This window comes from Thermosporothrix hazakensis (assembly GCF_003253565.1).
Lineage (GTDB): Bacteria > Chloroflexota > Ktedonobacteria > Ktedonobacterales > Ktedonobacteraceae > Thermosporothrix > Thermosporothrix hazakensis.
Window position 1 is genome coordinate 30,708 of record NZ_QKUF01000005.1, and the last position, 19,781, is coordinate 50,488.

Sequence of the window (19,781 nt, forward strand, 5' to 3'; positions counted from 1 at the left end):
TGTTTTTACTCCTTTCCGCTCTCACAAACGTGCCAGACCGAAGCCTCCCGTTACAGGAGCATAGACTCCTGTCATAAAAGCGCTATCATCGCTCGCAAAAAAGGCAATGACTCGCGCAACATCTTCCGGCTGCGCGATCCGTCCCAGTGGCGTGGCAGAAGCGACGCGCTCAAGAAAGGCTGCCGGCTGCATCCATCTGGTTGCCTGCACCTGTACCATTGCTGGAGAGACCACATTCGCAGTAATACCGAGCGGTCCCAGTTCATGTGCCAGATACACTACAAACGTGTTCAGTGCGGCCTTCGCGGCTCCATTCGCGATCATACCGGGAGCCGCTGGTCCTCGTGAATGCTCGCTGGAAAGATAGATCAGCCGGCCAGCATGTTGGCGCTCCATAACAGGGACCACCGCTTTCGTGATCGTAAAGGCAGCCTGTAGCTCACCGTTGACCCTGGCAGCGAAAGCTTCCCAGGATAGCTCAGTAAAAGGACGCGTGCCAACCCGTGCGGCGATCGCGGCGAAGTGTCCCTCCCCCTTGCCCGCAAAGCGAGGCCCGGCGATAGGCGGCACATGCCCTCCCTTCGTGCTCACCATGATATCGAGTCGCCCATAGCGCTCAACGATCTCCTCCACCATGCGGAGCACCTGCCCCTCATCAATCACATCAGCCTGAATAGCATGCGCATTCCCACCAGCAGCCTGAATGCTCTCGACCACTTCTTGCGCCCTTTGCTGATTACTCCGATAGTTCACAACCACTTGTGCACCTCGTGCAGCCAGGTCCCGCGCGGCAGCAGCTCCAATTCCCTGACCGCCTGCGCCGGTGACGAGAGCAACTTTCCCTTCAAGCGTCATCCCTGCTTCTCCTCTTCTGTTCTCTTGTGTACAATTACCTCAATTTTTCGATCGGGACGCAGCGCAAGGTTATGCTCCAGATCGAAACCCACCTCTGGATGGTTTGCCACGAGCTCAAATCGCAACCGTTGCGCCAGCGTCGCCAGCAACAGATGACCCTCCATCAGGGCAAAATGGTTCCCCAGGCAGACACGCGGACCTCCCCCAAAGGGCAGATACGCATACCGGGGAAGCTGTTTCTCTCGCTCCGGGGTAAAGCGCTCCGGATCAAAGCGCTCTGGCTCAGGAAAGTAATCGGCTCGCCGATGCAGCGTATACGCGCTTATCAGAACAGTACTTCCTCTGGCGAGATGATACCCCCCGACTTCGACATCATCTCGCGCCTCACGACGGATCATAGGCGCGGGAGGATAGAGCCTGAGCGTCTCCTTAAACACCTGCAAGCAATAGGGCAGGTTCGCCAGATCCTCATAAGTCGGCGTTCTTCCTCCTAGCACACTATCTACTTCCTTCTGCACCTTCTGGTAAACCTCGGGATGCTGCGCCAGCAGATACCATGTCCAGATGAGCGCCATAGCAATGGTTTCAAAACCTGCAATGAAGAGAGTGCGGCATTCATCCAAGACCTGCTGATCACTCATGCGACTTCCCTCATCATCGCTGGCCTGCAACAGCAACGAGAGCAGATCGTTTTGTTCTGAAAGATGCTCCGAGTTCTCCTTTCGCTGCTGGAAAGCACCCCGTATCCTTTTTTGCAAGACCTGCCTTGCCTGCTGAAGACGCTTATTGTAGGGGGTAGGCCAATGAATCGGGATCGCAACAAGCGAGAAAAGCACCTTCGCGCTATGCGCAAGGGCGATATCCATCGCCTCCATCATCTCGTCACCGGGGCGAATCTCCAGATCGAAAAGCACCTTGCTAAAAATGCTCATGGCCAGATCTATCATCTTTTGATGGAGGTCTATCACTTCCCCATGCCGCATTTCTTGCTGGAACTGCTCGCCATATCGGGTAATAGTTTCAGCATATGTTGCAAGGTGACGCGGCTGAAAAAGCGTCGCCATCAATTTCCGCTGCTTTCGATGAAACTCCCCATCGCTGATAATCAGCCCATTGCCGATAAATGCCCGACGTAAGTAGCGCCCTCGATGATAGAAAGTTGCAGCATGCTCAACCAGCACCTCCTGAATAAGCTGCGGCGAGTTTACCAGAAAGTGGGGAGCAGTGCCGAAGGAAAAGCCGGCAATATCTCCTAACCGGGACAAACGCTGTAGAAAGTGCAAACGCTCATACTTAAGAGCAAGCTGACTTCCAACCAGAGGCCAGCCCCGAAGGTATGGAATCTCTTTCGCCGTAATACTGGTAGCTATAGACATAAGACAGACATCCTTGAACAGCACAAATCACTTTTTCGCACTACATTGAGACTCTTTGTATAGGTTCATAAAAGCGATGATATGAACATTTCATCCTGTCAACAGTAAGTCTGTTCCATGTTTTCCAGGATCGCACGTGCATAACGCAGACCTTCAAACGTGCCGATATCGAATAGTGTTCCATCCTCGAACTGCGTGCCATATACCCTGAGGTTTTGTTTGATTGCTTCCAGAAAGACATTACTGAGCAATAATTCCTGCCCATGCACTCGTGAAGCATGGCTCACATAATGGTGTAATAGCTCTGTAAAGCTCGGCTCCCAGACCGCAACTCCCCAGGTATTGTAGTAAGTCGTCGTTTGCGGCTTATCGAAGATCTCAAGCACCCTTCCTGTTCCCGGCTCCAGATGCACGGGAGCAAGCGATTGAGGAGTTTCAGTCGGGAAGATACCCAGTGTGAGATCTGCAGCCTTCTTGCGATGCTCTTCCAACAGTTGCGCAAAGCAGTGCGTGGGCTGCATAATAGTATCTGGCATCCCCATGCACACCACGCTATCACGCACCCAGGGATACGCGCTATCCAACGCTCCCGGCATCCCCTCGGGCTCATCCTGAAAAAGGTAGCAGCAGTTCATCCCAAAACGCGACCCGTTAGTGAAGAAACGGGCAATCTCCCATTTCTGGGGCGAGATCACAAAGTAGAGATCTTGCACCCGAGCAGCTCGCAGCGCGTTCATGACATACTGGCTTACCACCATCGGCACAGGTCCCTTCTCCGAGGGATAATATCCAACCGGGAGCAATTCTTTCAGACCATTGTACGGCTTGAGCCGCTTCCCCAGACCAGCGGCAGGCAGGACACCGACTGTTCTTCTCACCGTTTCCCTCCTATGTTCCTGTTTCCCAGGAATTGAGATAGTGTTCCTGCTCGACGGTCAACGTATCGTATGCGACCCCCATCGCCTGTAGTTTCAGCCGTGCGATCTTCTTATCCAGCGATGCAGGCAGGGTATGGACTCCCGGCGCCAGCGGCTCCGAAGCATGCAGAAGATATTCGGCAGCCAGGGCCTGATTGGCGAAACTCATATCCATCACGCTTGCTGGATGTCCTTCTGCCGCACAGAGATTAACCAGGCGCCCTTCAGCCAGTAAGTAGACCTTCCGGCCATCAGCGTACGTATACTCGGTCACGAAGTCACGCACAGAGCGCTTCTGAAGCGTTAGCTGCTCCAAAGCCACTATATTGATCTCATCGTTAAAGTGCCCGGCATTCGAGAGAATCGCGCCATCCTTCAGACGTTCCAGATGCCGCTGATCCAGAACGTTCACATTTCCGGTCACCGTCACAAAGAAATCCCCTCGGGCCGCCGCCTCCATCGCAGGGAGCACCCGGTACCCATCCATAACCGCCTCAAGCGCTCGGGTCGGATCGACTTCACACACAATGACGTTCGCCCCCATGCCCTGCGCCCGGCTGGCAACCCCACGCCCACACCAGCCATACCCCAGTACAACGACGGTGCGCCCGGCCAGCAGACTGTTTGTAGCGCGAAGAATCGCATCAAGTGTGCTCTGTCCGGTGCCGTACCGGTTGTCAAACATATGCTTCGTCTCCGCATCGTTGACCGCGATCACGGGGAAGCGCAGAACCTCCTGTTGTTGCATGCTCTTCAGACGAATGACTCCGGTTGTTGTCTCTTCCGTTGCGCCCAGGACCCGCCCGAGGAGCTCGGTGCGCTCGGTATGCAGCAAAGAGACCAGATCACCGCCATCATCCATGACGAGAGCCGGCTTGTGGTCAAGCGCCAGATGGAGATGTCGATAATAGGTGTGTGCATCTTCACCACGCATACCAAACACTGGAATCTCATACTCTTTCACCAGAGCAGCGGCAACATCATCCTGTGTAGATAGCGGGTTTGAGGCACACAGAAACAGATCCGCGCCTCCCGCCTTCAGCGTAAGTGCCAGGTTAGCAGTCTCCGTTGTCAGATGCAGACAAACTGAGATACGCACCCCGGTAAACGGTTTCGTCTGTTTGAATTCGTCCTGAATCAAGCGCAAAACCGGCATATCTCGGGCTGCCCATTCAATGCGATCTCTTCCCCGTGGAGCCAATGAAGGCTCTTTTATATCAGCATAGTACGCTTCTTTCATCCACTATCCTTTCTCACGACATACAGGTTATTCAGACGCGTTCTCCCGCAGTATCGGTAATCAGGTGATATTGCGCTAACTCTTGCAGAGCCACGTCTACCTTATCTTCGATATAGGCCCCATCCAGTGCATGGATGGTATCCAGGATCCCTTCGTGAACCGGGATCTGAGCCTTAAAACCGAGCAGCGTTTCAGCCCGCTTTGTATCCAGGAAAGAATGTCTGATATCTCCGATCCGTGCTTTTTGGATGATCGTCGGCTGGATATCAACTTGCATCTTCTCCTGAAGCAGGGCAATGATTTCCAGCAGGCTTGTGGCTTTCCCGGTCCCGATATTCATGACATGAGCACCCATAAGAGAGGACTCAATGCTCAGGAGATTCGCGCGGGCAACATCCTTCACATGAATAAAATCCCGACTCTGCTTGCCATCCTCAAAGACCAGAGGCGGTTTTCCGCTCTTGAAGCGCGAGCAGAAAATGGCAAGAGGTCCCGTGTAGGGGTTGCTCAGAGATTGCCGGGGGCCATAGATGTTGGTGTACCGCAAACAAATCACCCCTATCTCTTGCTTATGTCCCGATAACAGGGCGACCTGTTCAGTGAAGTACTTAGTCAGCGCATACACAGAGGTCGGCTTTAAAGGATAATCCTCCGTAATCGGCCGAGGCTCTACAATCGTCCCATCCTCCGGGTCTCTGGGTTCCCACTGTCCTTGCTGCATATCGACAGCCCAGCGCACAGGAGACACTTTCACTTTTCGTACTGGATTCCAGCCGCACCCTTCTCCATAAATACTGGCAGAAGAGGCGACGACCAGCTTGCGAACCTGTGTCTTCTCTTTCAACAACACGTCCATCAAGGTCGCTGTCCCCAGTGCATTAGCCAAACAATACATATGAGGCTCATGCGCTGATTGAGCCGTTCCAAGCGCGGCAGCAAGATGGATAACGGCCTCGCAATGCTCCAAAAGGCGCTTCAGCAGCTCACGATTCTCTACATTGCCCTGGACAAATTGAATGTCGCCATGCGCAATATAATGAGCCAGATGAGGAGGGACTGCCGAAACAGTCCCATGTACCTGAGGTTCAAAGCTATCAAGAACCGTAACTTCATGACCATGTTGCAGCAAGATATCAACGGTATGGGAACCAACAAAGCCGGCCCCGCCAGTAACAAGGACTTTCATACACCATCCTTACGCTTCTTCTATTCTTGTAACTTCTTCTACACTTCTGCCTTCTTGTCTGCATTTCAAGTATACCCTGAAGGAGCGTTGAAAAACAGATCATCGCATCATCACGTACTAGTCAATTTCTGCTCTTCATCTGAAGCGCTTAGCTCCCTGTTGCTTCTCAACGTCGTGCATAGTGCATAATGGCATCAGCGGCCCTCCTGTATCCACCGGCTTCCTGTAGTTGTTGCTGTAGCTCTCCTGCGCGGACCGCAAAAGAGGGATCATTCGCCACGAGATCAACCGCCTCACGCAGACACTCCGCCGTTAACGATGCTTTCTCCAGCTTGATGCCCGCACCCAGTTCAGCGACGCGCGTCCCGATTGCCTCATGCTCGCTTGTCTCCGGGACAATCACCAGAGGCACCCCGGAATAGAGGCTCTCCATCACGCTGTTCAGGCCACCGTGGCTGACAAAGATCGTTGTCCGGGCCAGTATCTCCAATTGGGGAAACCGAGGCGCAATAAGAAAGTTTTGAGGCGCCGGCCCCAGAGCCTCCGGTTCTAGCTGCGTTCCTATTGAAAGCCTGACATGCCACGCAGTATCACCAAAGGCAGCAAAACAAAGCCGATAGAACTCGGCCTGGTTGGTATATATACTCCCCAGCGCAATATAGAGCTGCTTTTCAGTTTCGGCATCCTGTAGTGCGTGTCGTGCCTGCCATCTTGTTCGCAAAGAAGGACCAACAAACAGAAAGCGGCCGTCAAACTGCGCGGGATCGGGCAGAAAAGAGCGTGGGATAAAGGCGATACTCAGTGAGGGATTATCTTCGGTAAAGGAGTTCACTTCGTAGCGAGAGAGCCCATACCGCTCACACAAGCCAGCAAGCTCATGATTCAACGTCTGAATCATTTCAGAGGATGACGAGAAAACGCGCAGCAAATTGGCATAGGGATTGTCAGTAAGATCATAGCTTGCGCGAAGCACGATCCTCGGAATCTGTAGAATTTCCGCGATCAATCTGGCCCATAGAAACATTCCATCATAGAGAAGACAATCCGGCCGCTCAGCACGCACGCTCTCGACAAGAGATGGAACAATCGACATACATTGCTTGATCATATATGCCTGCAATACAGCCAGGCGTACTTGAATGTCATGAATGTGATACTCGGTACTGAAAGGTGACGTCTGTTCCTGAGAAAAGAGCTCGAACGGATAGGCGCGAAACACTGCGCCCGTCGTCTCAATCTGCGCACGAAATTCCTCAGGAAGATAGTAGATGACCTCTTCACCACGTGTTATCAATTCTTCCACAACAGCCAGCGTTGGCTGAATATGTGAGAAAGCAGGGAGGTTGAAAAACACATATTTTGCCATGCATCCACTCCTGAGCAGGTACACAAAAGGAAGCTAGCGCCATGCATACACATGCGAGAGGGTAATGGGACGCCCATTCTCTGCATTTCCCAGTCCTCGCTTATTGTCGCCGACAACCGTTTGATATCCCTGCTGTTGAAGCAATGGAAGCACCTTCTCTAAGAGGTAATCGCCATGCACCTCCATCACAATCTGGCGGATTTTTGGCCAATCCTGTGCATCGATCCCTTGCAGAATATCATATTCGCTTTTTTCCGCGTCAATCTTCAAGAGATCAACATGTTCAAGGGCCTGCTCGCGAAGGACACGGGACAGTGTTTCGACCTTACAGAGCTGAGTGGTATGCCGTGTAAAGAAGAAATGAACGACCTTCTGTATCTCTTCTTCCGTCATCTGGCTTTTTTTCGCGTCCGGCACGTTCGCGAGAAACTTGTTGCGCATAATAGAGCGCGTCTCTTCAATATCCGGCACGCGTGTTGAGTTCGAGTTATAGAGCGCGAACACCGTAAACTCTTCTTCTCCAGCGCGGTCAGCAAGCCCCATCTGAAACAACCGTGCATCGATGTTATTCAAGGCAACATTTGTACGCAAAGTCTGAAACGTCTCTGCAATTGGCTCAAAGGCATAGATCTTTGCACTCGGACAGACGGAGTGACAGAACAGCGTAAAAAGGCCGATGTTTGCCCCGACATCCAGCACAATAGCATTTTCCTCTAAAGTAATGCCATACGCGAGATACTGTCTTTCCTCGAATATTTCCGCATACAATTGCTTGAGCTGATCTTCATTGGTTTTCGCAACGGTCATGCCGTTTGGCAAAACATATTTCTCTTGCATGCATTCCTCGCTTCTTCTTTATTATGATGGTGTTCTTCTAGAGTATATAACGAGAGAAAGCTGCAAAACCAGATCATTCTATCATCATTTTGCAATCATCCTTGCCAGAAGCCATACAGGAGAGCACCAAAGGTACGTTCTCCGTTTGATTGGAAAGTGATGATCGCTTGATCTGGTTTCCTCCTCTTCTCCACGGTATACTTCACTCAATACACCTTGATATCACACAGGAGAAGCCTTTCATGCGTGCATTAGTCTATCAGGACTCCACCCTTCGTCTGGAGCAACAGTATCCCTGCCCGGAGCCCATTGAAGGGGAAGCCCTGATTCGCGTTCTACTCACCGGGATCTGCAATACTGATCTGGAAATTCTGCGCGGTTATATGGACTTCCAGGGGATACCGGGACACGAGTTTGTTGGCCTTGTTGAAGACATCTACGGAGATGCTGTACGCGAACGCTATGCGCATCTGCTCGGTCAACGCGTGGTGGGAGAAATTAATGCTCCCTGCCGTCAGGTGACATGCGAGTTCTGTCGGCAAGGGATCTTCACACACTGCCCGCGCCGTACCACCCTCGGCATCGTACAGCGCAACGGGGCCTTCGCCGAGTACCTGACCTTGCCAGTAGAGAACCTCTATCCTGTTCCTGAAACGGTCAGCGACGAGGAGGCAATCTTTGTCGAACCGCTGGCGGCGAATTTCGAGCTGCTGGAACAGATGCACCTCAAACCAACAGAAACTGCATTAATCCTGGGAGATGGCAAGATGGGGCAACTGGCAGCTCAGGTCCTCTCGCTAATCGGCTGCGAGGTGGTGATGGTGGGTAAACATCAGGAGAAGCTGCAACTGGCGGAAGAACATGGCGTCACTGGATACTTGCTGACCGATCCAGCCAGCTTTCAGCTAGAGAACAACCGCCGGGCTGATCTGGTTGTTGAATGTACAGGATCAGCATCAGGGCTGGCGCTGGCGCAAAGGCTCGTCAAAGCCCGAGGAGTCATCGCTCTCAAGAGCACAGTTGCTGAACAGAGTCAGCTTCATCTTGCCCAGATCGTGATTGATGAAATACGCGTCCAGGGGTCGCGTTGTGGCCCCTTCGCTCCGGCGCTTCGAGCACTCAAGCAGCACCGCCTCAATGTTCGACCACTGATCAGCGCCAGCTATTCACTTCACGAGGGAGTCCATGCTTTTGCCCATGCAAGCCAGAGGGGAGCGCTCAAGATACTGCTTAAGCCCTGACCCTCTCAGAATTGATCGTAAGATGATGAGACAATGATCTGTTCTTACCCGTTTCCTCATCATATACTGGTTCATAATGACTCCTTACCGGAAATGCTGGAACAGAGCATATCGTCCTATCGCCTGAACGACAGGCTCAGTTGGAGGATTTGGAATGAAAGTACTCGTTACCGGGGGGTGTGGCTTCCTCGGCTCTCATGTGTGCGAATTCTACAGGAAACGCGGCGATGAGGTGATCGCCTACGACAACATGACCAAGCATGAACTCGCACGAACGGGATATGCCACTGAACAGGCCCGCCGCTATAATGCCGATTTTCTGCGTTCCATCGGCGCTACCATCATTGAAGAAGATATTCGCGACTACGAACGCCTGCTTCGTGCTACTCAAGGGTGTGATTTTCTCGTCCACACGGCTGCGCAACCAGCAATGACCATTAGTTTAGAGGACGTCGATTTAGACTTTTCTACGAATGTTACCGGCACCCTTCATGTGTTAAAAGCGGCCCGTCATTATCGCATCCCGCTTGTTTCCTGCTCAAGCGTTCATGTCTACGGCAATCAGATCAATAACACCTTACAGGAGCAAGCGACCCGCTTCACCGCAGAGCCACAGGACATTGATGAAGCATATCCAACAATGCGGGGCCTGCTCACACCACTGCATGCCTCAAAGCATAGCGCTGAATCCTACGTACAGGCATTTATCGACAGCTATGAGGTTGAGGCGGCAAATTTTCGCCTGACCGGCTTCTATGGGCCCCGACAATTTGGCGGTGAGGATCACGGTTGGGTTGCTAACTTCTGTATTCGTGCCGCCCTCGGCTGGCCCATAACCATCTTCGGTACTGACAAACAGGTACGTGATATCCTCTATGTACAGGATGTTGTCAACGCCATTCATGCCTTCTATGAGCAGCGAAAGCCCGGAACCTATAATATTGGCGGTGGATATGCCCACGCGATCTCGTTAAAGGAGTGCCTCGATATTATCTCACACACTCTGAAGAAATCTCTGGATATTCAGATGCAGCCCGCTCGAAAAGGCGATCTCTGGTACTTTGTCTGCAATTCAGCAAAAGCAGAGCACGCATTAGGCTGGACGCCGCATGTCTCTCCAGCTACAGGTATCGAGAAGCTGCTGACCTGGATTCAAGAGAATCGTACTTGTTTTCAAGAAAACAACAAGGCGAATGCATCGTCCACTGAGCACGCGAAGGGAGGAGTACAAGTATGAGTCGCTATCTCTTCTTCCCTTTTCCCCTTTACAGCCATATGCTTCCAACACTGGCAGTCATGGAAGAACTGCTTGCGCACGGGGAGGAGGTGACCTGTTTTCTCCCGGAGCATTTTCGTCAAATAATCGAGGCCACTGGTGCTCGCTTTCGCGCTTACCACTTCGACCTTGTTGAACAGGAGGAATTACAGGCCATCGGGCCAGCCGACGGTGACAAAAGCATCGCGCTATTCCTCTCGCGAATGTTCCGCAAAAGTCCAGAGGTGATACCTCCTTTATTGGAGAGTATTCGCGAGGAACAGGGAGATTGCATTGTTGCCGAGTGCATGTTCCTGTGGCCTCGAATCGCTGCTCGTATCCTGCATCTACCCACTATTGGACTATGTCCAACATATGCCATCCCGGGAGCAGAGAGCGGGGACCGCACCCATGAACAGTTCAAAGCGAAACTCTATCAGCAGTTCAAGAAGCAGGCAACCGAACATAGCCCGCTTGAGGATGGGCTTGCGTTGTTGAGCCGCACCTATGGCCTCTCGATTCCAGAGCTTCGTTCGTTGCAGGGAACGGCAGAACCACTGACAATCGTGTTCCAGCCTCGCGCCTTCAGGCCTGATGGAGATACGTTTGACGAACGCTTCCTGTTTGTCGGGCCATCATTCCAACGCAAGCGCTATAGTAGCACCTCCTTCCCGCTTGAGCAACTGAATCAGCATCCACTTGTGTACATTTCACTTGGTACCAACTTTAACAATCAGCTTGACTTCTATCGTCAATGCTTCCTCGCTTTTAGCGGGACAGAATGGCAGGCGGTCCTTTCCTATGGTACCAGGCTTGATCCGGCACTCCTTCCGCCTACGCCGTCCAATTTCTTGCTCGCGCCTCAGGTACCACAATTGGAAGTGTTGCCCCGTGCGGATGTCTTTATCAGCCACGGGGGCATGAACAGTGTTATGGAAAGCCTCTACTACGGGGTACCGCTGGTTGTCATCCCTCAGACACGCCAGGAAGAGGCCGCTCACCGGGTGCGCGAACTTGAGCTAGGCATTGTGCTCGATAAAGAAACACTGACAGCCGACCGTTTGCGAGAGGCAGCAACACGCGCAGCTCATGACCCGGATATCCACGCACGCGCATCTACCATGCGACAGGCCATACAGGAAGCAGGGGGCCCAAAACGGGCGGCTGAAGCGATCATCCAGTTCACGAATGGCTCTCACTGAGATGAGAGGCACATTCCGCTATAGCGCCTTTTGATATGGGTGACGTTCTACCAGGATAGATCGTGCCATATCAATTGGCTATGCCTGGCACGATCCGCCGCACCTATTTCACACCCCCGGATATCAGCGGAAGAGAGCAGAAGAGTTGTTCCTTCCCCTGCCTACAGCCCTTTCTCCCTGATGAAACAGAGCCCCTCATACGAAGAGCCCTTATTACGCTTGTTCCGAGACTGGAATGGAGCGGATGGAATACGGTCTCCTCCTTGAAGCTTCAGGGGCCGTTCTTATCAACTAAAGGAGCCATCCGCACGCGCTCCGCTTCATCGAACACCTGTCCTCTATAGAAGATGAGCAACAGACAACAGAGTGTTACCAGCGCCAGCAGGATATAACCCGGAATGTAGGTGTCCCAGATCTCTTTACAGAACCCCATAATCAATGGCGGAAAAAATCCGCCCAGGCCACCAGCAGCGCCAACCAGTCCCGAGACGACGCCCGCATCCTTTGCATAATACAGCGGCACCAGCTTAAAGACGGCACCACTCCCCACCCCCAGACAGATCGCAATGCAGATCAAGCATGCATTCAGGTACATCAGCGGAAGGTGGAAGATCAGCACACAGGCCAACAACAGAAGCCCGCCAAAGGTCGTCAGCAGGATACTCCAGGCTCCCACACGATCAGAGAGCCAGCCCCCAAACGGGCGCACCAGCGTTCCCACACAGACAAAGATTGCAGCATAGTTTCCGGCCTCCACCTTATCGAGCATATGCAAATCAACCAGCAGCTTCGGCAGATACAAGCTGAAAGCTACCAGTCCCCCAAAGGTGACAAAGTATAGCAAACTCAAGACCCAGGCCGGTTTCTCTCTCCAAAGCAAGGCCAGGCGCTCCTTCATACTCGCCGTTACAGAGGGCAACAGCTCATCATGGGCAGTCTGATAATAGACCAACGCGGTCAGCAGGGAGAGGGCCGCAAAGAGCAGAAACACGCTCTCCCAGCTCCCCAGGAGATGCGCCAGACGAGGTGCAAGGTTGACCGTAATAGCCGTCCCGATATTTCCGACACCAAAGATGCCAAGTACCAGGCCCTGCCGCTCTGATGGGAACCAGCGACTGACATAGGGGGCTCCCACCGCAAAGCTGGTTCCAACAACCCCTAACAAAAGCCCCCAACACACAAAGGCTAGATACGTACGTGCGCTCATCATGCCGAGCACAGGAACGCATGAAAAGATGAGCAGCCCTGTCATAACCTTGCGCCCACCAAACCGATCGGTCAATGCACCCGCGGGCACTCGTAACACCGATCCGAGGAGGCTCGGCAGAGCGATCAAGATACTAATCTCAAAATCATTCAGGTTGTACAGCTTCTGTAATTGTGGAGCAAAAGGTGATATCAGTGAGAAGACGGCAAACGATACGGTAAAGGCAATCGTTGCCATGATCAGGGTAACAATAGCACGTCGGCTCTGCATGCATTTCCCCTTTCGATTGACTGAAACGGTGAAGGAGTCTTCGTGCCCACATCGGAACAATGTGTTCCTGTGCACGCGGCATCATACACAGATTGTCCTCGATACGAAGCAGCAGAAGCTCATTTGTGAGCGTGTACAACAGCGATCAACCCCAGAAAGCAGAATCCCTTTCCCCGGGAACGTGGTGGTATGACCTTCTTCCATCCATGCAGTACATCTCTATATTCTACTTGTTAAATATTATACGGTATCATCCCTCTAAATGAAAGAGACATTGTCTCACTTAGCACGCACAACATCATTATCAGAGCAGGCAACCAGCCGCCTCCTCTGACCTTATATTATAGTAAAGATCGAAATACACTCTGCAAAAGAGGTAGCAACGAGTTTTCACACAACAGATGCAGACGCTAAATTCATCTATCCTCATCTGTATCAGTCACGACAGGGACTTGTTCCTCTTCTATCGCATTCTTTTTTTCTCTATAAGAGAGAGGAGAAGCTGTCTCCTCTCTCATTAACAAGTACTCAAGCCAGGTGATCACCATCTAGCCGCTGTAACAATGCTCGGGCCGCCTGTATTACAGCATCATCCCGCTCATCATCCGGGACAGGAGTCACGCGGACGTGCGGTGAAATACCATTTCCCTCTACTCGACGTCCATGTACTAAAAGATGCGCATCGGACCCGGAAAATGAAGCCCGCCTCCAGGGAGATTTACAAAAGCATTTGACCCAACCCCACCTGCTGTTTCTTCCCCGACCAGCAGTGCTCCACACCCCTGCAAAAGCCGATACGTCCAGTCTTCGCCCATACTGACTGTTCCACCACCGATTAACACCGCAAGGGGACGCGGATCAGGTTCCTCCACAGGCAAGAATACATCTTCATCCATCACCCGATTTTCCAACCAGCCAAAAACACCCCGCTCGGGAGCACTCACCATCGGTCGTAACATGGGAAGAAAAGGTACCGGCTCTCGCTGAAAACGCGTAAGCGCCGCAACAGTCAACGTCGGATAGCGACGGACATCGATAATCAGCGCTTTTGCCATCTTCAGGTCAACAAATGCCCGCTCTATCTGCTCTATCTGCACTCGCGAGGCATCCAGATAGCCGATCTCTGCCCATTCGTCCGAGAGCATTCCCCAGGGAGGCAACGTCGTCACAGCAACAGGCTCTGTCACAAACGAGGTGGGGTAATCAGCGACAACCTCCACTTCCCTTGTATGGCCCTGCTGATCCCGTACCCTTAAACGCACTACCGCACCTTTCGGAGAATCAAGCAACGCGCACAACAGATAATGATCCCTTGCCTGCACCGGATACTGCATCACCAGAGCAATAAGCCGCGTCTCCCGCTGCTGTACCGGCTCATCGTCGACCGCTTCCAGCACCTCACCGGGATAAAGTGGTATCTCTGCTGGTAGGGGCCCCATCACGGTTATCCGTCCTTTGACCCGCGCCAGCCGAATGCCCGGGACAGCCCCATAGGGGAAGATCGCTCGCTGTATCTGCCCATCGCGCCAGAACAACACAAAGTTATGTCCACCCCTACAGCGCGACGCTAAACGTTGCAGCGTCATAAAGTACGTTTCCCGCGTGCGTACAGCAGCGACTTCTTCAAGTGCTGGTACAAGCGCCTCATCCCAGTGTTCCAGATGATCGGGGTACGCATAGAAGCTACGCATTGCCGTCCAGAGCTTGATGACAGCCAACATCCGCGAGGCCCGAGCTGGTAAACGCTCCTCTTCGATGTCCTGCGTCTCCTGCCGTGCGCTAGTCTCCTGCATCGAGCGCTCTTGCTTTTTCCCTGCCAGAAGTAGCAGCACCTCTTGTAGCGGCTCATTCGTCACGATATCGGGGTATAGCGGATCGGGTGATCATGATAGAAGAGGATATGCTGACGCAAGCGCACTTTCCACTCATTTGTCAACGATAGTAGATATTCCTCCGCTCGATAGGGCTGGCTCTGCTCACCCAGACAATACGCGCGACCTGTTTGCTGCAACAGAATCAGTACAGGTTCCAGTTGAGCGCTGGTTTCGCATCCAGTCAACACAAACAGGGGGCCGGTAAAGACCAGTTCCCCCGGCATTACCGGTGTGCTGCTGGCCTGGATCACCCACTCGGTTGTATAGCCGCCAACCGTACGCCCGAGCTCTTCAGGGTCATGATAGCCAACCCGTTGCACCCGAGCAAGCTGCGGCAGGCTGATCGGGCGCTCAAACAAACGAGAGATCAGTTCCGTACGCAGTCTTCCGTAGATGAAACGATCCTCTGAATGTCTTTCTGCTCTTGTGCCAGTCGTCTCACGAAAATCCAGAACGAGCGCCGAAGCTTGCTCATGGACAGCGGCTTCAACCGCGCCAGTGACCAGTTGGACCACCTCATCCCATTGCGCAAAAGAGCCTGGCGATATCGCGAAATCAAACCAGTGCTTGACCCGTACATACGCCACGTTACCTGGCAGCGTCTCATACACCACCTCAGTTCGTCGCTTTGGTGACAAATTCTCCTCTATAGTAGAAACAAGCCCGGTTGATGGATCCTGCAACGTATCCAGAAGGCGAGTAAGCACCTCCCTTTGCCCGGCAGACAGAATCGGTTCAACTGCAACTTTCTCTGCTTCAGGCAGGAGCGCTGTCAAAATCTTTTCCCATTCCCGCCCGCGCTCCTGAATCAAGGGATGAAAAAAGGCCGCCGCAGACCATGTGCGTGCCAATAGATGCCAGAACATGTCCATACAAGAAAACAACTCTCCTCTTCATTCCTCTATTGTGGTTGTACCCTATACACACCAGAAGTGTAGCAGTGCCACAAAGAGGGCAGGCTTTGTCAATGTGACAGGCCCAACTCCTTTTCAGAAATATGGGTGAGACCCCCACCAGCACAAAGGCCTCACCATCTCTTCTACAGTCATGCGTTCCATCATGCGGAATCGCTGTATTGCACCGATCACAGGCTGTTCCAGCATCCGCCAGAGCCAGCTCTCCAATAGACAGGCATTACCTGAAAAAAAAAGATCCTCTTAGCTCATAAGCATAACACAAAAGCATCCGGACAGTAAAAACAGGAGCCGCATGATAACCACACGGCTCCTCTTCTATAAAAGAATCATTCCTCCATTATAACCAGCTTCCAGATTCTATAGAGAAGAGCAGGCTTCCTTCCGTGGAGGTGTCACAAGCATGTGCGTCTTTTCTCTCCCAAGTGAGAGCAACAACGTCGGGATACGGGGGCCGGTCTCGCGACCACACACCAGTTGATAGATCGCAACAAAGAATGAGCGCTGAACCTGCTTCAATGCAGTATCCGGCTTCACATCAAGCGGAACCCCTCTGACCATCTCTGGCACGTTATACATCAAATCTGTCAGACCGACATAATTCCAGTGTTCATTAAGCAACGAGCTAAACAGCGATATCATTCGACGCTGCTCCTCAGACATCTGTTCATAGGCTGCGGTCTGAAATGTGCTCTGGATCGGGGTTCGTTCGTCATCGGGGAGATAATCATTGATCCAGTTGCGAGCACAGGTTAGCCTCGGCTCCAGCATCTCTGGGGAAAGCATCGCATCCCCGGTACTCTGTGAGACAATACGCATCACCTGCTCGATATTCTCATGAGTTACATCGAGCAACGAGGTGAGCAGAGAGAACGAAACTGGCTTTGGCGTACGCTCAACTTCGCTCGATACTGTCTGACAGGCCCGGCGATAGATATTCCTGTTGAGTTCCGTGCCGTGCCCGCCTGCACCTGCCTCTGCAACCCATCCCATTCCTCATACAGCCTCAGGAGTCCCTGCCCAAAATCAATAGAGAATCCCTGATTGGGAGCGCGACGCGCGTACGTCCAGCGCAACAAGGCAGACTCCGCAATCAGGAGTAGCATGTAAAATGCAAGCAAGCAGTAAGCGAGGATGCCAGACCTTCTACTACATATTCTGTTCCCATTCATCCTGTACCTGCATCTTGACCTGAGAGACACCCTCAAGCGTGCGCAAGAGATCCAGCGCTTCCGCCAGCAGACGAATATCGCGAGCGCGGCAGATCACGACAATCATTCGCTCTGCTTGCTCCTCCTTTATCTCAAGCGACCCGATTGCAAGCCGTTTCTTTGCACACATAGCGTATATGGTCCCTAGCAGGTTGTCAGTGTTGCCACCTGCAATGTGCACCTGCAAGCGATACTGTTTCTCCTCACAGGGAGGCAGAAAGTGCTTTTCAAACTTATGAAGGGGATAGAGAACGATCACAGCAAACAGAGTAGCAATCGTCGCCTCCCAGAGCATTCCGGCTCCACACGCCATCCCGATCGCCGCCACGACCCAGATTGCAGCAGCAGTTGTGAGCCCTTTGACGCGCTCACGGTCACGCAGGACATAGATTGCGCCCCCACCAAGAAAGCCGATTCCCGCCACAATGTAGGAAGCTATACGCGTCGGATCAAGTTGAATATGATTGAGGTGTAGCAATTCGGTAAACGAGTAGCCGGAAATAATAGTGAAGAGCGCGCACCCCAACGAGACCAGCGCATTCGTCCTCATACCGGCGGAATGCTGCCTCAGAGAGCGCTCCACCCCGACAAGAATTCCCAGTACAACGGCCAGCCCCAATCGAAGTAAGACAACCTGAAGTGAAATCATAGAGCGTTCCATCTCCTCTGCATCGCGTCCCGATCATACCTATAAATACGGAGCAGCACACAAAAGAGATGGACGTCAATCCAATTCTCAAGAAAGATTGTTGCCAAAACAGAGATCCTCTTCTCTCATTCCGCACTGCTTTTCTCCCATACAATCCATACCTCCCCCACGGCATCCGCTCCAGACGAGTAGCTTACCCGAAAAATCAGCCACCACGCATCTGGTGGAACGGTTTCGCACAAGCTCAGCAATAGAGGCGCTTCCATCAGAAACGCGCAAAGATGGTAAGAGCGTCGGGGATTGTGATATGCTAACTGAAAAAGTCAGGCAAAATATCTGGCGCAAGGAATTTGGGGATAGATTTGTTTAGAAGGGAGACGTACCATGTCTGTGGAAGGAGATAGTAACACGATATCGTCCCTTGAACGCATTGCCAGGGAACAGGCAATTGACCAGTTGCGGCGCCGCAACGGCCTTATGAAAACGCTCGGCAGCGAAAACGGTGAACCAAAACTTGACTGGGTTGAAGGCGTTGCCCGGCTCTTACAAGAGGAGCACCTGCTTGAAGAGGTAGAGACAGACGCCCAAGCCATTCACCGGCGCGGTGTTCGTCATCTGATCTGGACCGGTATGGGTGGCTCGGTTATCACAGTTCATGTACTTTGTGCGATGGGCTTTGCCGCTGCCGGGGACCTGACGCTCTATCCACTTGATAGCACTGACCCTGCCGCCCTGAACCACATTCTTGAAACAATTGCCCGACAGAAGAACCTGACACCCCCGTTTCATGATGCAGCTACGCTGCATACCTTGCTCGAAGATGTGATGATGGTTGGTGTCTCGATGGGTATGACCTCCGAAGAGCCAATCACTCACCTGACCTGGTTCGTAGAGCTACTTCAGCAGGCTCAGCTCACTCCATCTGAGCATATTCAGGTGATGACGCTGCCCGGCTCTTTTCTCGATCAGTTCGCGCAACAGCAAGAGGCCCCAAGACGTCCGTTACAACCAGATGGAGGAACAGGGACCGGAGGCCGTATGAGTGCCCCGACAACGCGTGTCTTTCTTCTCCCGGTCGCGCTCTACCTGACCTATACACACAGTTCAAGTTCCCTCAGGTCTATTCTTGCGGACGCCTGGCGCCATCACAAGCTGGATCTTGCCCAGGAGAGCCCTGATAAGCATCCATTCGTCCAGCTCGCTGCCACCCTCTCAGATGCCAGCCAGAACGGAGCCTGTCGCCTGCTTCTGGAAGTGACTGAGGAATGGAAACCGCTACTCATCTGGATTGAGCAATTGATGGAAGAAAGCCTCGGCAAAGGGGGCAAAGGGATTATTGTCTTCGATGAACAGCCACTAAATCCACAGGGGCCCTGCTTTGCAACAGAGGGAATTGTGCATGTACGCATGACAGCGGACGAAAAAGCAGAGACAAGCCCAACCTTTCAGCTTTGTCTCCCCTATCTGGCAACCAGGACGCCAGAACAGCGGCTCTCTGCGCTGGCAGCCTGTTTTCTGGGCTGGCAACTGACGATGTCGCTCTATGGCTATCTTCAGCAAATCACCTTTGCCGGTCAGCCTGCGGTCGAGAACTATAAGGCGCGAGCACGTCAATTGCGCTCCCTCTCTGACCCGCTTGAGGAGATCCAGAACTGGAAACCGACGCTCCGTTACGAGCAACTTCGCCTGCTTACACCCGCGTTCATCGAACCGCAGGAGACACCCGCAGCCACCTTTGTGCATGCGCTCCGGCAAAAGGCGTACGCCTCCCCCCAGGAGCTGGACTATCTAGATGTGACCATTAACGGCTTTTTGCCCGAGAATACCTGGCTCAGTATTTCTGCCGCGGCCCATAAAGCAGGCAATATGCTTCTCGGGATACCGGCGAAGGTGCGCCAGGCGCCCGCCGCCTATCACTCAACTGAACAGAGCGAGATGGACGGCCCGGATACCTTCGTGAGCCTCCGGATCCTGATTCGCGATCATGAATCCGTCATAGCAGGCGCCTACACCGACGCGTTTCTACGCGCCCAGGCTATTGGCACCTGGCAAGCCATGCTCGAACAGAAGCGCCTCTGTTTTCTCTTGATTATCGATGGCTCTCTTCAGGATGCGAGCGCCCCCCTTGAGCACTTCTTCGAGCAGACGATCCAGCTCCTGCAACCAGGAGAATAAGCAAGG

16 protein-coding genes are annotated in these 19,781 nt (G+C 52.8%); 4 read left to right on the plus strand and 12 right to left on the minus strand.

Annotated elements, in window-relative coordinates:
* Positions 1-21 precede the first annotated feature (21 nt).
* From EI42_RS09565 to EI42_RS09595, 7 genes are all read right to left on the minus strand, one after another.
* Positions 22-855, minus strand: a complete 834-nt coding sequence (locus tag EI42_RS09565) for an SDR family NAD(P)-dependent oxidoreductase (protein WP_111321262.1) — start codon at positions 853-855, stop codon at positions 22-24.
* A complete protein-coding gene (locus EI42_RS09570) occupies positions 852-2,231 on the minus strand; it encodes a cytochrome P450 (protein WP_111321264.1) in 1,380 nt (459 codons plus the stop codon). The genes EI42_RS09565 and EI42_RS09570 overlap by 4 nt, the downstream gene beginning before the upstream one ends.
* Positions 2,232-2,329: 98 nt before the next feature.
* Positions 2,330-3,109, minus strand: coding sequence for a nucleotidyltransferase family protein (locus EI42_RS09575; RefSeq protein ID WP_170142505.1), 780 nt, complete (start codon positions 3,107-3,109; stop codon positions 2,330-2,332).
* Between the two features lie 10 nt (positions 3,110-3,119).
* Positions 3,120-4,388 carry an adenosylhomocysteinase gene (locus EI42_RS09580; protein WP_111321268.1) on the minus strand — a complete coding sequence of 423 codons (1,269 nt, stop codon included), beginning with the start codon at positions 4,386-4,388 and terminating at the stop codon, positions 3,120-3,122.
* Positions 4,389-4,419: 31 nt separating this feature from the next.
* Complete coding sequence (locus EI42_RS09585; RefSeq protein WP_111321270.1) at positions 4,420-5,574, minus strand: NAD-dependent epimerase/dehydratase family protein; 1,155 nt, start codon at positions 5,572-5,574, stop codon at positions 4,420-4,422.
* Between the two features lie 166 nt (positions 5,575-5,740).
* A complete protein-coding gene (locus EI42_RS09590; protein ID WP_111321272.1) occupies positions 5,741-6,940 on the minus strand; it encodes a macrolide family glycosyltransferase in 1,200 nt (399 codons plus the stop codon).
* Between the two features lie 33 nt (positions 6,941-6,973).
* Entirely contained in the window at positions 6,974-7,777 is an 804-nt protein-coding gene (locus tag EI42_RS09595; protein ID WP_111321274.1) for an FkbM family methyltransferase, read from the minus strand.
* 242 nt (positions 7,778-8,019) lie between these two features.
* On the opposite strand from EI42_RS09595, the gene EI42_RS09600 reads away from it, so the two are divergent.
* From EI42_RS09600 to EI42_RS09610, 3 genes are all read left to right on the plus strand, one after another.
* On the plus strand, positions 8,020-9,018 hold the full coding sequence (locus EI42_RS09600; protein ID WP_111321678.1) for an MDR/zinc-dependent alcohol dehydrogenase-like family protein: 999 nt from the start codon (positions 8,020-8,022) through the stop codon (positions 9,016-9,018).
* 154 nt (positions 9,019-9,172) lie between these two features.
* Complete coding sequence (locus EI42_RS09605; RefSeq protein WP_111321276.1) at positions 9,173-10,255, plus strand: NAD-dependent epimerase/dehydratase family protein; 1,083 nt, start codon at positions 9,173-9,175, stop codon at positions 10,253-10,255.
* Positions 10,252-11,475: a macrolide family glycosyltransferase gene (locus EI42_RS09610; RefSeq protein WP_111321278.1), complete on the plus strand. Its 1,224-nt coding sequence runs from the start codon at positions 10,252-10,254 to the stop codon at positions 11,473-11,475. The genes EI42_RS09605 and EI42_RS09610 overlap by 4 nt, the downstream gene beginning before the upstream one ends.
* A gap of 271 nt (positions 11,476-11,746) precedes the next feature.
* On the opposite strand, the gene EI42_RS09615 is transcribed toward EI42_RS09610, so the two are convergent.
* The 5 genes from EI42_RS09615 to EI42_RS09640 all read right to left on the minus strand — a co-directional run bounded on the left by EI42_RS09615 (position 11,747) and on the right by EI42_RS09640 (position 17,600).
* On the minus strand, positions 11,747-12,952 hold the full coding sequence (locus EI42_RS09615; protein ID WP_111321280.1) for an MFS transporter: 1,206 nt from the start codon (positions 12,950-12,952) through the stop codon (positions 11,747-11,749).
* 668 nt (positions 12,953-13,620) lie between these two features.
* Positions 13,621-14,745: a S41 family peptidase gene (locus EI42_RS09620; protein WP_137686244.1), complete on the minus strand. Its 1,125-nt coding sequence runs from the start codon at positions 14,743-14,745 to the stop codon at positions 13,621-13,623.
* A 59-nt stretch (positions 14,746-14,804) separates the two neighbouring features.
* A complete protein-coding gene (locus tag EI42_RS09625) occupies positions 14,805-15,698 on the minus strand; it encodes a S41 family peptidase (RefSeq protein WP_111321283.1) in 894 nt (297 codons plus the stop codon).
* Between the two features lie 402 nt (positions 15,699-16,100).
* A complete protein-coding gene (locus EI42_RS09630) occupies positions 16,101-16,733 on the minus strand; it encodes a hypothetical protein (protein ID WP_246046377.1) in 633 nt (210 codons plus the stop codon).
* Between the two features lie 156 nt (positions 16,734-16,889).
* Positions 16,890-17,600 (minus strand): MgtC/SapB family protein, encoded by a 711-nt coding sequence (locus tag EI42_RS09640; RefSeq protein WP_170142507.1) that lies wholly within the window; start codon positions 17,598-17,600, stop codon positions 16,890-16,892.
* Between the two features lie 384 nt (positions 17,601-17,984).
* On the opposite strand from EI42_RS09640, the gene EI42_RS09645 reads away from it, so the two are divergent.
* Complete coding sequence (locus tag EI42_RS09645; protein ID WP_111321291.1) at positions 17,985-19,775, plus strand: hypothetical protein; 1,791 nt, start codon at positions 17,985-17,987, stop codon at positions 19,773-19,775.
* Positions 19,776-19,781: the final 6 nt, after the last annotated feature.

What these genes read in the sequence shown, in the direction of transcription:
- EI42_RS09565 (WP_111321262.1), bottom strand. Translation starts at nt 855, where the DNA reads ATGACGCTTGAAGGGAAAGTTGCTCTCGTCACCGGCGCAGGCGGTCAG.
- EI42_RS09570 (WP_111321264.1), bottom strand. Translation starts at nt 2,231, where the DNA reads ATGTCTATAGCTACCAGTATTACGGCGAAAGAGATTCCATACCTTCGG.
- EI42_RS09580 (WP_111321268.1), bottom strand. Translation starts at nt 4,388, where the DNA reads ATGAAAGAAGCGTACTATGCTGATATAAAAGAGCCTTCATTGGCTCCA.
- EI42_RS09585 (WP_111321270.1), bottom strand. Translation starts at nt 5,574, where the DNA reads ATGAAAGTCCTTGTTACTGGCGGGGCCGGCTTTGTTGGTTCCCATACC.
- EI42_RS09590 (WP_111321272.1), bottom strand. Translation starts at nt 6,940, where the DNA reads ATGGCAAAATATGTGTTTTTCAACCTCCCTGCTTTCTCACATATTCAG.
- EI42_RS09595 (WP_111321274.1), bottom strand. Translation starts at nt 7,777, where the DNA reads ATGCAAGAGAAATATGTTTTGCCAAACGGCATGACCGTTGCGAAAACC.
- EI42_RS09600 (WP_111321678.1), top strand. Translation starts at nt 8,020, where the DNA reads ATGCGTGCATTAGTCTATCAGGACTCCACCCTTCGTCTGGAGCAACAG.
- EI42_RS09605 (WP_111321276.1), top strand. Translation starts at nt 9,173, where the DNA reads ATGAAAGTACTCGTTACCGGGGGGTGTGGCTTCCTCGGCTCTCATGTG.
- EI42_RS09610 (WP_111321278.1), top strand. Translation starts at nt 10,252, where the DNA reads ATGAGTCGCTATCTCTTCTTCCCTTTTCCCCTTTACAGCCATATGCTT.
- EI42_RS09615 (WP_111321280.1), bottom strand. Translation starts at nt 12,952, where the DNA reads ATGCAGAGCCGACGTGCTATTGTTACCCTGATCATGGCAACGATTGCC.
- EI42_RS09620 (WP_137686244.1), bottom strand. Translation starts at nt 14,745, where the DNA reads ATGCAGGAGACTAGCGCACGGCAGGAGACGCAGGACATCGAAGAGGAG.
- EI42_RS09625 (WP_111321283.1), bottom strand. Translation starts at nt 15,698, where the DNA reads ATGGACATGTTCTGGCATCTATTGGCACGCACATGGTCTGCGGCGGCC.
- EI42_RS09630 (WP_246046377.1), bottom strand. Translation starts at nt 16,733, where the DNA reads ATGGGATGGGTTGCAGAGGCAGGTGCAGGCGGGCACGGCACGGAACTC.
- EI42_RS09640 (WP_170142507.1), bottom strand. Translation starts at nt 17,600, where the DNA reads ATGATTTCACTTCAGGTTGTCTTACTTCGATTGGGGCTGGCCGTTGTA.
- EI42_RS09645 (WP_111321291.1), top strand. Translation starts at nt 17,985, where the DNA reads ATGTCTGTGGAAGGAGATAGTAACACGATATCGTCCCTTGAACGCATT.